This window comes from Stenotrophomonas sp. SAU14A_NAIMI4_5, assembly GCF_003086795.1.
GTDB lineage: Bacteria > Pseudomonadota > Gammaproteobacteria > Xanthomonadales > Xanthomonadaceae > Stenotrophomonas.
On sequence record NZ_CP026003.1, the window covers coordinates 4376816 to 4392198 of the forward strand.

The 15383-nt window shown below is 69.0% G+C and carries 11 protein-coding genes; 5 read left to right on the top strand and 6 right to left on the bottom strand.

Annotation, left to right across the window (positions count from 1 at the left end; genetic code table 11):
* Positions 1-13: 13 nt before the first annotated feature.
* Together C1925_RS20030 and C1925_RS20035 are read right to left on the bottom strand one after the other, a co-directional pair.
* Positions 14-919 (bottom strand): NAD(P)/FAD-dependent oxidoreductase, encoded by a 906-nt coding sequence (locus C1925_RS20030; RefSeq protein ID WP_108770427.1) that lies wholly within the window; start codon positions 917-919, stop codon positions 14-16.
* Positions 909-1364, bottom strand: coding sequence for an Rrf2 family transcriptional regulator (locus C1925_RS20035; RefSeq protein ID WP_108770428.1), 456 nt, complete (start codon positions 1362-1364; stop codon positions 909-911). The genes C1925_RS20030 and C1925_RS20035 overlap by 11 nt, the downstream gene beginning before the upstream one ends.
* 183 nt (positions 1365-1547) lie before the next feature.
* On the opposite strand from C1925_RS20035, the gene C1925_RS20040 reads away from it, so the two are divergent.
* Positions 1548-3668, top strand: a complete 2121-nt coding sequence (locus tag C1925_RS20040; protein WP_108770429.1) for a methyl-accepting chemotaxis protein — start codon at positions 1548-1550, stop codon at positions 3666-3668.
* A 729-nt stretch (positions 3669-4397) separates the two neighbouring features.
* Here C1925_RS20040 and C1925_RS20045 read toward each other — a convergent pair.
* Positions 4398-5300: a LysR family transcriptional regulator gene (locus C1925_RS20045; RefSeq protein WP_108770430.1), complete on the bottom strand. Its 903-nt coding sequence runs from the start codon at positions 5298-5300 to the stop codon at positions 4398-4400.
* A gap of 105 nt (positions 5301-5405) precedes the next feature.
* Here C1925_RS20045 and C1925_RS20050 point away from each other — a divergent pair, with 105 nt between their 5' ends.
* Both C1925_RS20050 and dkgB read left to right on the top strand, forming a co-directional pair.
* Positions 5406-6620, top strand: coding sequence for an MFS transporter (locus tag C1925_RS20050; RefSeq protein WP_108770431.1), 1215 nt, complete (start codon positions 5406-5408; stop codon positions 6618-6620).
* An 87-nt stretch (positions 6621-6707) separates the two neighbouring features.
* On the top strand, positions 6708-7517 hold the full coding sequence (gene dkgB / locus C1925_RS20055; RefSeq protein WP_108770432.1) for a 2,5-didehydrogluconate reductase DkgB: 810 nt from the start codon (positions 6708-6710) through the stop codon (positions 7515-7517).
* Positions 7518-7626: 109 nt separating this feature from the next.
* Here dkgB and C1925_RS20060 read toward each other — a convergent pair whose 3' ends face one another.
* Positions 7627-8328 carry an alpha/beta hydrolase gene (locus tag C1925_RS20060; RefSeq protein WP_108770433.1) on the bottom strand — a complete coding sequence of 234 codons (702 nt, stop codon included), beginning with the start codon at positions 8326-8328 and terminating at the stop codon, positions 7627-7629.
* Between the two features lie 126 nt (positions 8329-8454).
* On the opposite strand from C1925_RS20060, the gene C1925_RS20065 reads away from it, so the two are divergent.
* Positions 8455-8835, top strand: coding sequence for a YbjQ family protein (locus C1925_RS20065; protein WP_108754558.1), 381 nt, complete (start codon positions 8455-8457; stop codon positions 8833-8835).
* Positions 8836-8897: 62 nt separating this feature from the next.
* On the opposite strand, the gene C1925_RS20070 is transcribed toward C1925_RS20065, so the two are convergent.
* Both C1925_RS20070 and mgtE read right to left on the bottom strand, forming a co-directional pair.
* Positions 8898-11618: a bifunctional acetate--CoA ligase family protein/GNAT family N-acetyltransferase gene (locus C1925_RS20070; protein WP_108770778.1), complete on the bottom strand. Its 2721-nt coding sequence runs from the start codon at positions 11616-11618 to the stop codon at positions 8898-8900.
* Between the two features lie 126 nt (positions 11619-11744).
* The gene (gene mgtE, locus C1925_RS20075; RefSeq protein WP_108770434.1) at positions 11745-13115 is read right to left on the bottom strand and encodes a magnesium transporter; all 1371 of its coding nucleotides are present in this window, start codon (positions 13113-13115) and stop codon (positions 11745-11747) included.
* Positions 13116-13522: 407 nt separating this feature from the next.
* On the opposite strand from mgtE, the gene C1925_RS20085 reads away from it, so the two are divergent.
* On the top strand, positions 13523-15301 hold the full coding sequence (locus tag C1925_RS20085; RefSeq protein WP_108770435.1) for a monovalent cation:proton antiporter-2 (CPA2) family protein: 1779 nt from the start codon (positions 13523-13525) through the stop codon (positions 15299-15301).
* Positions 15302-15383 lie beyond the last annotated feature (82 nt).

Here is a 15383-nt window from a genome sequence, read left to right on the forward strand (position 1 = left end):
GACCCCGCTGCGCTCAGCGCGGCACGCTGTCCTCACCCACCAGCGCGTGATGCACGCCGATGCCGGCACGCACGCCTTCGGCCATCGCCAGGGTAATGTTGCCGACCGTGGTCGCGTCGCCCGCGGCGTACACGTTCGCCACCGAGGTCTGCTTCATCATGTCGACCTCGACCAGCACGCCCAGCGGGCTTTCCACCAGCGCACAGCCGAGCTGCTGCACCAGCGGCGTGGCCATCTGCTGCATGGCCGGCACGAACAGCGCACGCTGGGCGATGCGGCGACCATCGGCCAGTTCCACTTCCAGCCACGTCGGCTGTTCGCCCTGCACGCCCACCACCGGGATGATCTCGATCTGCACGCCGCGCTGCTGCATGGCGGCCTGCTCTTCATCGCTGATCGGCAGGCCCTGGCTGAAGAAGGTGACGTTGCCCCAGTCGGCGAACAGCGTCGCCTTGGCCGCCGACATCGGGTGGCCGCCGAGCAGGCCGATGGCACCGCCGCCGACTTCGTAGCCATGGCAGTACGGGCAGTGCAGCACGGTGCTGCCCCAGCGTTCGGCCAGGCCCGGTAGTTCTGGCAGCTGGTCGGCGATGCCGGTGGCCAGCAGCAGCTTGCGCGCGGCCAGCACCTGGCCATCGGCGGTACGCACCTCCACGCCCTCGGCCGTGGACTGCGCGTGCACCACTTCGCCCTGCAGCCAGCGCACGGTGGGGTAATCGAGCAGCTGCTGGCGCGCGTTCTTCAGCAGCTCGGCGCCGCTGATGCCGTCCTGGCCGGGCACGCCATGCGAGTGGCTGGCGGCGCGATTGCGCGGCAGGCCGCTGTCGATGATGGTGACCGGGCGGCGCGCGCGGGCCAGGATCAGGCCGGCGGCAATGCCGGCGTAGCTGCCGCCGACGATGAGGACATCAGGATTCATGGGGACCTTCCAGGGAACGGTGATGGGCAAGATGGCGGGCGAAGTCGGCGCCCAGCTGGTCCAGGGTGCTGGCCTGCAGGCGCGCTTCGAGCAGGCGCTGGGCCTCGCGCGCGCCGTCCTGCAGGGCCTGGTTGACCAGCTGCTGGATCGGGCAGCCACCGCCGCTGTCGCGCTGGCCGACCTGCACCAGCGGCGGCGCACCAACGGCCAGGTAGATGTCGTGCAGGCTGATCTGCGCTGCATCGCGTGCCAGCTGGCTGCCGCCGCCGTGGCCGCGCGTGCTGCGCACCAGCCCGGCCTTGTGCATCTGCGCCAGCAGGCGGCGGATCACCACCGGGTGGGTCGGCAGGCAGGTGGCCAGCTGTTCGGAGGTACGCGGGCCTTCCTGGCCGACCAGGTGGGCCATCACGTGCAGGGCGTCGGAGAGCGGGTCTGCGGATTTCATGTAACTACGATAGTTACATTTAAACCACCTGTCGAGGGTCCGCTTTCGTTCCATTTGGACACATCTGTCCTATATCACGCGCCCTTCACATCATTGAACGCAACGGTAATGTGATCGGCTTCGCACTTCAGCGGACTCAAGCGCGGTCGATACCGCATCGCCCCCCTTCCAAGAGTCCGCTCCATGAACGCCTCTTCCCGTGCGCCGCGGCTGCAGTCGAAGCTGCTTGGTGCTGTGTCCGTTGGTCTGGCCATCGTCCTGCTGTGCGCCCTCGCCGGCCTGGCATCGGCGTGGCTGAAGCTGTCCACCGAAGTCCCCGCCGAGGTCGCCCACAGCCGCGATGCCGAGCGCCTGCAGCGCGAGTTCCGCGGGCAGGTGCAGGAATGGAAGAACGTGCTGCTGCGCGGCCACGACGAGGCGTTGCGCCAGCGCCACCTGCAGGCCTTCGATGACGAAGGAAAGCTGGTGGAGAAGCTGGCCACCGGCCTGGCCGCCAGCCCCGATGCGCGCACCCGCGACATGGCGCAGGCGTTCAGCGTCCTGCACGCGCAGCTGCAGAAGGATTACCACGCGGCCCTGCAGGCGTTCGCCGAGGCCGGCTACGACCCGTCCGCCGGCGACAGCCTGGTGCGCGGCAAGGACCGCCCGGTGACGGCCGCGCTGGATGCGCTGGGCACGCACACCACCGAGGTGGCCGAGGCCGCCGTGAGCGCGCGTTCGCAGCAGGCACGGCGCACTCTGGTGGTATGTGCGGTGATGACCATCGCCGCGGCACTGCTGCTGCTGGCCGGCCTGGGCTGGTGGCTGCGGCGTGCCGTGGTGCAGCCGGTGCTGGCGGTGGAAGCGGCCGCGCGCGCGGTGGCCGCCGGCGATCTGGACCATGTGGTGCAGGTGCGCAGCCGCGATGAGATCGGCCGCCTGGCGCAGGCCATGCAGGCCGTGCAGGGCACCCTGCGCGACGTGCTGGCCGCACAGACCGCGATGGCGCAGGCGCACGACGCCGGCACCATCAGCCACCGCATGCAGGCCAGCACCTTCCCCGGCGCGTACGGGCGCATGGTGGCCGACACCAATGCACTGGTCGACGCGCACATCCAGGTGAAGATGCGCGCGATCGCGATCATGGGCCGCTACGCGGTGGGCGACCTCAGCCAGGACATGGAACGGCTGCCGGGCGAGAAGGCGGTGATCACCGAGGCGCTGGATGCGGTCAAGCACAATCTCGGCGCGATCAACGGCGAGATCCGCCGCCTGGCCGGTGCGGCCGCCGCCGGCGATTTCAGCCAGCGTGGCGACAGCGCGCGCTTCGAGCATGATTTCCGCGCGATGGTCGATGGCCTGAACCAGCTGATGCAGGGCACCGAGCAGAACCTGGGCGAGGTCTCGACGATGCTGCGGGCGATTGCCGATGGCCGCCTTGGCGCACGCATGCACGGCGACTTCCAGGGTGTGTTCGCGCGCATCGCCGGCGATGCCAACACCACGGCGGCGCAGCTGGCGACGATCGTCACCGACATCAAGCACACCTCGGGCAGCATCCATTCGGCCGCCGCTGAAATTGCTGCCGGCAACAACGACCTGTCGCGCCGTACCGAACAGCAGGCCGCGAATCTGGAAGAGACCGCCGCGTCGATGGAGGAACTGACCTCCACCGTGCGCCAGAACGCCGAGCACGCGCGCCAGGCCAACCAGCTGGCGATCGGCGCGCACGGCGTGGCCTCGCAGGGCGGTGAAGTGGTCGGCCAGGTGGTGGCGACCATGGGCGCGATCGAGACGTCCTCGCGGCAGATCGCCGCCATCATCAGCGTCATCGATGGCATCGCCTTCCAGACCAACATCCTGGCCTTGAACGCGGCGGTGGAAGCGGCGCGTGCCGGCGAACAGGGCCGTGGTTTCGCCGTGGTCGCCAGCGAAGTGCGCACGCTGGCGCAGCGCTCGGCGGCGGCGGCCAAGGAGATCAAGACGCTGATCGAAGCGTCGGTGGAACAGGTCGGCCACGGCGCGCAGCGTGTGCGCCAGGCCGGTGACACCATGGCCGAGATCGTCGCCTCGGTGCAGCGGGTGACCGACATCATGGCCGAGATTTCCGCGGCCTCGCAGGAACAGAGCGCAGGCATCGAACAGGTCAGCCAGACCGTCATCCAGATGGATGGCACCACCCAGCAGAACGCCGCGCTGGTGGAAGAAGCGAGTGCCGCCGCGCGCAGCCTGGAGCAGCAGGCCGACCGCTTGATCGAAGCGGTGGATGTGTTTGATCTGTCGAGTGCGGCGACGAGCAAGGATGCCTTCGCCCGCGCCGCGTGAAGGTGTTGCATGGGTAGCGCCCGACCGTTGGTCGGGCGGCGACGCGAAGCGGCGCGCATCTGTGCGGACCAACGGTCCGCACCCACCAAGGGTCCGGTCACCCAGCAGCACCTCAGGTCGCGCCCGACCGTTGGTCGGGCGGCGACGCGAAGCGGCGCGCATCTGTGCGGACCAACGGTCCGCACCCATCAAGGGTCCGGTCACCCAGCAGCACCTCAGGTAGCGCCCGACCGTTGGTCGGGCGACGGCGCGAAGCGGCGCGTATCCGTGCGGACCAACGGTCCGCACCCACCAAGGGTCCGGTCACCCCGCAGCACCTCAGGTAGCGCCCGACCGTTGGTCGGGCGGCGACGCGAAGCGGCGCGCATCTGTGCGGACCAACGGTCCGCACCCACCGGGAGGCAGGTCCGCACGCAGCATGAGGGTGCTGTATTGGTAGCGCCCGACCGTTGGTCGGGCGACGGCGCGAAGCGGCGCGCAGCCGTGCGGACCAACGGTCCGCACCCACCAAGGGTCCGGTCACCCAGCAGCACCTCAGGTAGCGCCCGACGGTTGGTCGGGCGACAGCGCGCAGCGGCGCGCATCCGTGCGGACCAACGGTCCGCACCCACCAAGGGTCCGGTCACCCAGCAGCACCTCAGGTAGCGCCCGACCGTTGGTCGGGCGGCGACGCGAAGCGGCGGTTCTGTGCGGACCAACGGTCCGCACCCACCAATACCCGCAGCAACCTCAGCGCAGGTAATCGCCCTGTGCCATCCCCTCGCCCAGGTGATCCAGGAACGAGCTGATGCGCGCCGACACTGCAGTGTTGCGGTAGTACACCGCGTGGATCGGCTGGTACACATCCAGCGTCTGCGCGGCCAGCACCGGCACCAGGGTGCCGGCGGCGCGGTCGCGGTCGGTGACGAAGTCGGACAGGCAGGTGATGCCCACGCCTTCCACCGCCAGCCGGCGCAGGGTTTCGCCGCTGGAGACGGCGATATCCGGGCGCACCAGCAGCTGCCCGTCGGCGTCACCCGGCAGCGGCCAGCGGTTCAAGGATTCCGGTTCGTTGAAGCTGAGCAGCGTGTGCTGGCCCAGCGCGGCCACGCTGGCCGGTTCGCCGTGCGCGGCCAGATAGGCCGGGCTGGCCACCAGCTGCAGCCGGCAGCGCCCCAGCGAGCGCGCGTGCAGGGTGGAATCGGCCAGCGGGCCGATGCGGATGGCCAGGTCGGTGCGCCGCTCCAGCAGGTCGATGTAGCGCTCGGAACTGTTCAGTTCCAGCTGCACTTCCGGGTAGCGCGCACGGTAGCTGGCCACCAGCGGCGCGATCACGTGCAGCACGAAGGGCATGGCTGCATCCACGCGCAGCCGCCCGGCCGGGCGCTCGCGGCGGGCCGCCATCTGTTCCTCGGCCGATTCCACCGCATCGATGATCGCCCGCGCGTGGCGCAGGTAGGCCTCGCCCTCGGCGGTCAGGTGCAGGCGGCGGGTGGTGCGGGTCAGCAGGGTGGTGCCCAGCTTCTCCTCCAGCCGGCCCAGCGCGCGGCTGACGCCCGAGGGGGTCTGCCCCAGCTGCTCGGCGGCGGCGCTGATCGAGCCGCTGTCGATGACGGCCAGGAAGGCCTGCATTTCGTCAAGGGTGGTCTTCATGGCGCCATTATTGACCAGCAGGCAAGAGTGATTGGCGTGAAGACCGGTTTTTCGGCAAAGGTGCGCCGCGCACACTGCGCCCCTTCCTTCCCTCCGGAGCCTGCCATGACCCGTGGCATTCCCCTCGCCCTGCTGGCGCTGACCCTCGGCGCCTTCGCCATCGGCACCACCGAGTTCGTCATCGTCGGCCTCATTCCGACCATCGCCGCCGACCTGCACGTCAGCCTGCCCTCGGCCGGCCTGCTGGTCTCGTTGTATGCCCTGGGCGTGGCCATCGGCGCGCCGGTGCTGACCGCACTGACCGGCCGCGTGCCGCGCAAGCAGCTGCTGGTCGCACTGATGCTGATGTTCACCCTCGGCAACGTCATCGCCTGGATGGCACCGGGCTACACCTCGCTGATCGTCGCCCGCATCCTCACCGGCCTGGCCCATGGCGTGTTCTTCTCCATCGGCTCGATCATCGCCACCGCGGTGGTGCCGAAGGAAAAGGCCGCCAGCGCGATCGCCATCATGTTCACCGGCCTGACCGTGGCACTGGTGACCGGCGTGCCGCTGGGTACCTTCATCGGCCAGCACCTGGGCTGGCGCGCGACCTTCCTCGCCGTGGCCGGGCTGGGCGTGGTGGCTCTGCTGGGTGCGCTGCTGTTCGTGCCGCGCAACGTGCCGCAGAGCGCGCCGGCCAGCTTCCGCCAGCAGCTGGGCGTGCTGGCCCAGCCGCGCCTGCTGCTTGTCTACACGATGACCGCGCTGGGCTACGGCGGTACGTTCCTGGCGTTCACCTATCTGGCGCCGATCCTGCAGGACGTCACCGGTTTCTCGGCCAATGCGGTCAGCCTGGTGCTGCTGGTGTACGGCGTGTCGGTGGCGATCGGCAACCTGTGGGGCGGCCGCCTGGCCGACCGCCTCGGCCCGGTGCCGGCACTGAAGCGCATCTTCGCGCTGCTGGCCATCGTGCTGTTCGTGCTGACCTTCACCGCCTACAACACCTGGCTGATGCTGCTGACCGTGCTGGCCCTGGGCGCGGTGGCGTTCGGCAACGTGCCGGGCCTGCAGGTGTACGTGGTCAAGCAGGCGCAGCGCTATGCGCCGCAGGCCACTGATGTGGCCTCGGGCCTGAACATCGCCGCGTTCAACATCGGCATCGCCCTGGGCGCCTCGCTGGGCGGCCTGGTGGTGGAGCACATCGGCCTGATGCACACGCCGTGGCTGGGTGCGCTGGTCGTCGTGCTTGCCTACGCACTGACCGTGCTCAGCGGCCGCCTGGATCGCCGCGATGGCGTCGACCACCGTGCCGAGGGCATCGCCGTTACCGCCCACTGACCGGCAACGCAATGCACCGTTGCCGGCATGCACACGGTCCCTGACCTACCCTTCCTGTTCACTCCTTTCCCCCCGTTGGAGCTTCCCATGACTGTCCCCGCCTTTGGTCTTGGCACCTTCCGCCTGAAAGACCAGACCGTGATCGATTCCGTCCGCAATGCGCTGGACGTCGGTTACCGCGCCATCGATACCGCGCAGATCTACGGCAACGAAGCCGAGGTCGGCCAGGCCATCGCCGAATCCGGCGTACCGCGCGACGACATCTACCTGACCACCAAGGTGTGGATCACCGAGTTCAAGCGCGATGCGCTGCTGGCCAGCCTGCGCACCAGCCTGGAAAAGCTGCGCACCGACCATGTCGAGCTGACCCTGATCCACTGGCCCTCGCCGAATGACCAGGTGGACGTGCCGATGGAGGAATACCTGCCGGCGCTGGCCGAGGCCAAGGCACAGGGCCTGACCCGCGAGATCGGCATTTCCAACTTCACCATCGCGCAGACCCGCAAGGCGATCGAGATCCTCGGTGCCGATGCCATCGCCACCAACCAGATCGAGATCCACCCGTACCTGCAGAACCGCCTGCTGGTGAAGTTCCTGCAGGACAACGGCATCCGCATCACCGCCTACATGAGCCTGGCTTACGGCGAAGTGCTGAAGGACCCGGTGATCCAGGCCATTGCCGGCCGCCACCAGGCCACCCCGGCGCAGGTCGCACTGGCCTGGGCGCTGCAGCAGGACTTTGCGGTCATCCCGTCGTCGACCAAGCGCGAGAACCTGGCCGGCAACCTGGAAGCGGCGGCGATCCGCCTGACCGACGACGACATGGCGCAGATCGCCAAGCTTGATCGTGGCCAGCGCCTGGCCAACCCGGAAGGCATCGCCCCGGCCTGGGATTGAGGAACGGCCGCCGGGCATGGCCCGGCGCTACCGTGGGAAACCTACGCCGGGCGTGACCCGGCGCTACCGGATACGCGTGGGTAGCGCCGGGCCATGCCCGGCGGATCCATCAGGCCTGCAACAGCCAGCCGCGCATCGCCGCACTCACGTCGTCCGGCTTTTCCATCGGTGCCAGGTGCCCGCAGTCAGGCACCACCACCAGCTGCGAATGCGGCACCAGCGCGTGCATTTCCTCGCTCACCGCCAGCGGCGTGATGCGGTCGTTCGCACCGCAGACGATCAGCAGCGGATCGCGGTACGCGGCCAGCACCTCGTGCCCATCGCGGCGTTCCAGCCCGCTCTGGCGCATGAATACTTCCGCGCCCAGCCGCGCGGTCATGTCGCGCACGCGCTGCACCAGCACGTAGTCGTCCAGCCGCGACGCATCGATGTAGCTGCGCATCAGCGCATCACCAAAACCATGGAACTTGCCGGGCAGGCGCACGCTGGCACGCTGGCTGCGGCGCTGCTCGGCGCGCTCGGGGGAATCAGCGTGGATCGAGGTGTCGACCAGCGCCAGCTGCAGCACGCGCTCGGGCGCGGTGCGCAGGATCTGTTGAGCAACGAAGCCGCCCAGCGAGAAACCGGCCAGGGCGAAGCGCTCGGGGGCCTGCGCCAGCACGTCCTCGGCCACCGCCTGCAGGGTCTCGCCACGGGTCTGGTCGCCCACGGTGCAGTCGGCGATGTCGGCCAGGTCGGCCAGCTGCGCGCGCCACAGCTCGGCGTCGTTGAGCAGGCCGGGGAGCAGCAGCAGGGGGATGCGATCGGTCATGGGGGTATTGTCGCGCGGCCGGGTGGGTCCGGCCATGCCGTAACGGGCTGTTGGGCTGTAGAGTCGAGCGTGCTCGACTGCCACACAGCCAGTCGAGCATGGCTCGACTCTACAGAAGGCAGCAGCATGGCAGACCCCTACAACAGCGGCATCCCCTCCCCTCCGGCCCTGCGCTTCGAGGATTCCCTGGTCACCACCGCCTTCGAGCTGCCCGGCTACCGCGTGGCCCGCAACCTGGGCGTGGTGCGCGGCATCACCGTGCGCTCGCGCTCGATCGTCGGCAACTTCCTCGGCGGCATCCAGACGATCTTCGGCGGCAACATCACCATCTACACCGAGCTGTGCGAGCAGGCCCGCGAAGAAACCTACCGCGACATGGTCAAGCACGCGCGGCAACTGGGCGCCAACGCCATCATCGGCATGCGCTATGACGCCACCGATGTGATGACCGGGCTGACCGAGGTGCTGTGCTACGGCACGGCGGTGGTGGTGGAGCCGCTGCGGTAACCTGGCCGTAGAGTCGAGCTTGCTCGACTGCCGTGCGCAGAGCAGTCGAGCATGGCTCGACTCTACAAGTCCGGGGCAGGCACTTCGACCTGCTGCACCGGCAGGGTCACCATCATCACGGTCGGGTCGTCCGGGTCCAGCCGGGTCTTGAAGCCCAGGCTCTGGCACATCGCCAGCATGGTGCTGTTCTCGCGCAGCACCTGGCCCTCCACCACGTCCAGCCCCAGCCACTTGGCGTACTCGATCATGATCGCCATCAGGCGCCAGCCGATGCCGTGGCCCTTCAGGTCCGAGCGGATCAGGATGCCGTACTCACCGCGATGGTAGTCGGCGTCGGCATGCAGGCGCACCGCACCGAGCATGTCGCCGTTGCGCGGGTCGATGGCCACCAGCGCGATCGAGCGCGCGTAGTCGAGCTGGGTCAGCCGCGCGATGAACTCGTGGCTGAAGTGCTTCACCGACTGGAAGAAGCGCAGGCGCAGGTCTTCATCGCTGACGCGGGCGAAGAACGCGCGGAACAGTGCATCGTCCTCCGGCCGCACCGGGCGCACGAAGGCGCGTCCGCCATCGGACAGTTCGAGGGTGCGCTCCCACTCCTTCGGGTACGGGAACACCGAAAAACGCGGGTGACCACGGCCCTTGTGCAGGATGCGCGACGGCGCGATGGCCACGCGTGCGTCGAGGGCGAGGATGCCCTTGCCGTCCACCAGCAGCGGGTTGATGTCCAGCGTGCGCACTTCGGGAATGTCGGCCGCCAGCTGCGCCAGCTTCACCAGCGCCAGCGCCAGCGCGCGCTCATCGGCGGCCGGCACATCGCCATAGGCCTTGAGGATGCGCGAGGCACGGGTCTGGCCGATCAGTTCGTGGGCCAGGCGCAGGTCCAGCGGTGGCAGCGCCAGCGCCTTGTCATTGATCACTTCCACCGCGGTGCCGCCGCGGCCGACCACGATGACCGGGCCGAACGTGGCGTCATCGGCGATGCCGACGATGATCTCGCGCGCCTTCGGGCGGATGATGGTCGGCTGCACCAGCAGGCCGTCGATGCGCGCATCCGGGCGCAGCTGGCGGGCGCGTTCGAGGATGGCATTGGCCGCGCTCTGCACTGCCGGCAACGTCGCCAGATTCAGGCGCACGCCATCCACTTCGGATTTGTGCGGAATGTCCGGCGACAGGATCTTCAGCGCGACCGTGGCACCGCGCTCCAGCAGCGGCTGCGCCAGGTCCATCGCTTCGTGCGCGTCGCGCGCATGCATCACCGGGGCGGACGGAATGCCGTAGGCCTTGAGCAGATCGTGGGTGGCCAGCGGGTCCAGCCACTGCTGGCCATTGGCCAGTGCGGCGTCGACCAGCGCGCGCGCGCGCGCGGTATCCACGCTGAAATCCTGCGGCAGGCTGGGCGGCGTTTCCATCAGCGCGTTCTGCGCTTCGCGGTAGCGCACCAGGTGCTGGAAGCCGCGCACGGCTTCGGCCTCGGTCGGATAGGTCGGCACGCGCGCCGCGTTGAGCGTGGCGGTGGCCTGGTCATCATTGCCCAGCCATACCGCGAACACCGGCTTGTCGCGGTGGTGGCGCGGGCGCAGGCCGAGCGTGCGGGTCAGTGCCTGCGCGGCATCGGCAGAAGAGGTGAACGCAGTGGGCACGTTGACCACCATCACCGCATCGTTCTCGTTGTCGGCCAGCAGCGCCTCGATGGCAGCCGCGTAGCGATCACCATCGGCGTCGACCACGATGTCGACCGGGTTGCTGCGCGACCAGCCCTGCGGCAGCACTTTGTCCAGCGTTTCCACCGTGCTGTCGGACAGCTGCGCAAGGGTGCCACGCAGCGCGACCAGCTGGTCCACCGCCAGGCGGCCGACGCCACCGCCATTGCTGAGCAAGGCCAGGCGGCGGCCGGGGAAGGTACCGAGCCGACCGAGGGTCTCCGCTGCGGTGAACAGCTCGTCCAGTGCATTCACACGCAACAGGCCGGCGCGGTTGAAAGCAGCGCCGTAGACATCATCGGCGCGGGCAAGCGCCTGCACGTGGGTGTCGGCGCTGCCGGGCTGCACGCGCTCGGCGCGGCCGGATTTGACCACCACCACGGGCTTGGCGCGCGCGGCGGCACGCGCGGCTGACATGAACTTGCGCGCGTCCTTGATGTGTTCGACGTAGAGCAGGATGGCGCGGGTGCGGTAGTCGGTGGCGAAGTAATCGAGCAGGTCGCCGAAGTCGACGTCCATGGTGTCGCCCAGCGAAACCACGGCGGAAAAACCCACCGAGCGTGCCACGCCCCACTCCACCAGCGCAGCGGCAATCGCCGAGGATTCGGAGATCAGCGCGAGGTCACCGGCCTGCGGGAAGTGCGCGGCGATGCTGGCGTTGAGCCGCGCATGCGGCGCGATGACGCCCAGGCAATGCGGGCCGAGTATGCGCAGGCCGTGCTTGCGCGCCACCGTTTCCACCTGTTCGGACAGCGAGCCCGGGCCCTCACCGAGATGCGCGGTGAGGATGATCGCTGCCTGCACGCCGCGCTCGGCGGCGGTACGCACCACCTGCGGCACGATCGCCGCGGGCGCGGTGATGACCACCAGGTCGGGCACCCAGTCGAGGTCCTTCAGCCGCTTGACCGTGCGGATGCCATCGATCTCGGCGTGGCGCGGGTTGATCCACGCCACCTTGCCGGGAAAGCCGGTGCCACGCAGGTTGCGCATCACCGCACGGCCGGCGGAGCGCTCACGTGGGCTGCCGCCGATCACCGCGACCGACTGCGGACGGAACACGGACTGCAGGTGGTAGGTACTCATGCGCCTACGGTACACGGACTGGCGCTGCAGCGGCATGATCGTGCGCAGGCACACCGGCACACCGCATCCACGCATGGCGTGGATCTACTACGGGTAGATCCACGCCATGCGTGGATGACGGCCCGGTTACAGCAGGGTGCCGTGCAGGATGAGGGCGGCGATGCTGAAGTAGATCACCAGGCCGGTCACGTCCACCAGGGTGGCCACGAACGGTGCCGAGGCGCTGGCCGGGTCGAAGCCCAGGCGCTTGAGGATGAAGGGCAGCATCGAGCCGGACAGCGAGCCGAACGTGACGATGCCCACCAGGGCCGCGCCGATGGTGATGGCCAGCAGGATCCAGTGCTCGCCGTAGTCATGCAGGCCGCCCAGCTGCCAGATGACGATGCGCACGATGGCCAGACAGCCGAGGATGGCGCCCAGCACCATGCCGGTCGGCACTTCGCGCAGCGCCACCTTCCACCAGTCGCTCAAGCGCAGCTCGCGCAGGGCCAGGCTGCGGATCAGCAGCGAGGTGGCCTGCGAACCGGAGTTGCCGCCCGAGCTCATGATGAGCGGAATGAACAGGGTCAGCACCACCGCGCGCGCCAGCTCGTCCTCGTAGTGCTGCATCGCGCTGGCGGTGAGCATCTCGCCGAGGAACAGCACACTCAGCCAGCCGGCGCGCTTGCGCAGCATCTCGAAGAAACCGATCTGCATGTACGGCTTGTCCAGCGCTTCCATGCCGCCGAACTTGTGCGCGTCCTCGGTCGATTCCTCGATGAGCGCATCGAGCACGTCGTCGACGGTGACGATGCCCAGCAGGTGCTGCTGCGCGTCCACCACCGGAATGGCCAGCAGGTCGTGGCGACGGATCAGCCGCGCCACTTCTTCCTGGTCCAGCAGGGCATCGACGGTGACCGGCGGATTGACCTGGGCCACGTCGAGGATCGATTCCTCCGGCAGGCCGGTGATCAGCCGGCGCATGGTCACCACCTGCTGCAGCTGCTGGCTGGCCGGATCGAGCACGTAGATCGCGTACACGGTCTCGCGGGTGCGCTCGACCTGGCGGATGTGCTGCAGGGTCTGAGCCACCGTCCAGGTAGCGGGCACGGCGACGAACTCGGTGGTCATCAGCGCGCCGGCGGTGTTTGCCGGGTAGCTCAGCAGCGTCTGGATGGCCTGGCGGGCATCGCTGCCCAGCAGCGGGATCAGCCGCGCGCGTTCTTCCTCGTCCAGCTCGTGGACGATGTCGGTGGCGCGGTCATCGGCCATCAGCCCCAGCAGCGCGGCGGCGCGGGCCGGCGGCAATGCGGCCACCAGCTCGCCACTGCGGTGCAGTTCGGGCGCTTCGAGCATCTTCACCGCGCGCGGCAGCGACAGCGCGGCCAGCGTTTCGGCGGCGCGCTCCAGGTCGAGCGTGTTGAGGAACTCCACCGCGTCGGCGGTGTTGTAGCTGGCCAAGGGTGCGGCGAGGGCAGCGGCGTCGGCCACCGGGCGCAGCAATTGCTTCTGGTTCATGGGCTTGCCTTGTGGGGATGCGACCTCGCGCAACGCCAACGCAGGCAAACCGACCCGATATCAGGCGGTAGCCATCGCTGGCGTCGAACGAGGTCGACTTCTACTGTCGCTGGACATGGGTTGGGGACTCCGGATGGGTGTACTGCCTGACACGCTCGACGACGGCGCGACCGGCAGCGGCGGGCAGTCTGGACCTGCCGGCACGCCTGGTCAACCCTGGCCCGGGCTCGCAGTCAGGTGCCCGTGGGGTCAGAGCCCTTTGCGGCGCAAAGGGCTCTGACCCCGGCCTTCCGTAGCCGTTGTCGTGCGTGCACAGGCGGGCGCGCATAATGACGGGGTGGCCTGCACGGCCGCGCTTCCCCCGCCGCACGCACGCAGCAAAGGCCCCGCGATGACCAGGTATTCCCATGCATAGCGGTGGTCTGGAACTGGCGCTTGTACTGCTGCTGGCCGCGGTGATCGCGGTGCCGGTGTTCAAGAAGTTCGGCTTTGGCGCAGTGCTCGGCTACCTCGCCGCCGGCGTGGTGCTGGGCCCGGACGGACTGGGCTTCGTGCAGGATGCCGACCGCATCCTCGGCGCGGCCGAGATCGGCGTGGTGATGCTGCTGTTCGTCATCGGCCTGGAGCTGTCGCCCGCCCGCCTGAAGGTGATGCGGCGCTCGGTGTTCGGCGCGGGTGCGGCGCAGGTGGCGCTGTCCGGCCTGCTGCTGGGTGGCCTGCTGCTGCTCGATCATTTCCAGTGGAAGAGCGCGCTGGTGGTCGGCATCGCGCTGGCCCTGTCCTCCACCGCGGTGGGCCTGCAGCTGCTGTCCGAACACAAGGCGATCAACAGCGACCATGGCCGGCTGGGCTTTGCGATCCTGCTGTTCCAGGACCTGATCGCGATCCCGCTGCTGGCTGCCATCCCGCTGCTGGGCGGGGCGAAGAACGAGACCCTGCGCTGGGAAGACGCGGCCGTGGCGCTGGGTGCGCTGGCGGTGGTGATCCTGTGCGGGCGCCCGGTGCTGCGCAAGGTGTTCGGCATCATCGCCCGCACCCGCAGCCCGGAAGTGTTCACCGCCACTGCGCTGCTGGTGGTGCTGGGCACCGCGTGGTTCATGCAGGAGGCCGGCCTCAGCCCCAGCCTGGGCGCGTTCCTGGCCGGCGTGCTGTTGTCCGATTCGGAATTCCGCCACGAGCTGGAAGCGCAGATCGAGCCGTTCAAGGGCCTGCTGCTGGGCCTGTTCTTCATCGCCGTGGGCATGGGCATCGACCTCGACCGCATCGCTGCCGAGCCGTGGCTGATCGCCACCGGCGTGGCCGCGTTGCTGGTGGTGAAGTTCAGCCTGCTGTACCTGATCGGCCGCATCGCCAAACTGGGGTCGCGGCAGTCGCTGCTGCTGGGCAGCGTGCTGTGGCTGGGCGGCGAGTTCGCCTTCGTGGTGTTCAACGAAGCGCAGCGCGCGCACCTGCTGGGCGACGCCAACCATGACCGGCTGGTGGCCATCGTCGGCCTGTCGATGGCGATCACGCCGCTGCTGATGCTGGTGCTGCTGAAGCTGCTGGGCCGGGAAAAGCCGGCGCCGCGCGATGCCGCACCGGCCGACAAGGTGGCCCCGGACAACCAGCCCAAGGTGCTGATCGCCGGCATGGGCCGCTTCGGCCAGGTGATCGCGCGCCTGCTGAACGCGCAGAAGGTGCCGTTCGTGGCACTGGAAGCGAACCCGGACACCGTGGCCGACCTGCGCCGCTTCGGCAACCAGCTCTACTACGGCGACCCGACCCGGCCGGAGATGCTGCGCGCCGCGGGCGGCGAGCATATCGACGTGTTCGTGATCACCGTGGACGATCCGGAAACCAACCTGCGCGCGGTGCGCATGGTGCGCCGCCTGTACCCGGACGCGAAGGTGCTGGCGCGCGCACGCAACCGCCAGCACGCGTGGCGGTTGATGGACATGTCGGCCGAGCCGTTCCGCGAGGTGTTTGGTACCAGCCTGGAAATGAGCGGGCGCGTGCTGACCGCGCTGGGCGTGGCCGCGGACGTGGCACAGCGCCATGTGCAGCGGTTCCGCGAGCATGACGAACAGCTGCTGCGCGACCAGTACCTGGTCTACGACGACGAAGCCGCGGTGATCCAGACCTCGCGCGATGCACGCAACGACCTGATGCATCTGTTCGAGGCCGACGCGGAAAGCGACGAGAAGTAGGTGTGCCGACCAACGGTCGTCACCCACCCTGTCGAAGGCGGACCCGGTAGTGCCGGCCGCTGGCCGGCAATCTCGAGATCCC

Coding starts and splice junctions, on each gene's coding strand:
- C1925_RS20030 (WP_108770427.1), bottom strand. CDS start 919: ATGAATCCTGATGTCCTCATCGTCGGCGGCAGCTACGCCGGCATTGCC.
- C1925_RS20035 (WP_108770428.1), bottom strand. CDS start 1,364: ATGAAATCCGCAGACCCGCTCTCCGACGCCCTGCACGTGATGGCCCAC.
- C1925_RS20050 (WP_108770431.1), top strand. CDS start 5,406: ATGACCCGTGGCATTCCCCTCGCCCTGCTGGCGCTGACCCTCGGCGCC.
- C1925_RS20085 (WP_108770435.1), top strand. CDS start 13,523: ATGCATAGCGGTGGTCTGGAACTGGCGCTTGTACTGCTGCTGGCCGCG.
- C1925_RS20060 (WP_108770433.1), bottom strand. CDS start 8,328: ATGACCGATCGCATCCCCCTGCTGCTGCTCCCCGGCCTGCTCAACGAC.
- C1925_RS20040 (WP_108770429.1), top strand. CDS start 1,548: ATGAACGCCTCTTCCCGTGCGCCGCGGCTGCAGTCGAAGCTGCTTGGT.
- dkgB (WP_108770432.1), top strand. CDS start 6,708: ATGACTGTCCCCGCCTTTGGTCTTGGCACCTTCCGCCTGAAAGACCAG.
- C1925_RS20065 (WP_108754558.1), top strand. CDS start 8,455: ATGGCAGACCCCTACAACAGCGGCATCCCCTCCCCTCCGGCCCTGCGC.
- C1925_RS20045 (WP_108770430.1), bottom strand. CDS start 5,300: ATGAAGACCACCCTTGACGAAATGCAGGCCTTCCTGGCCGTCATCGAC.
- C1925_RS20070 (WP_108770778.1), bottom strand. CDS start 11,618: ATGAGTACCTACCACCTGCAGTCCGTGTTCCGTCCGCAGTCGGTCGCG.
- mgtE (WP_108770434.1), bottom strand. CDS start 13,115: ATGAACCAGAAGCAATTGCTGCGCCCGGTGGCCGACGCCGCTGCCCTC.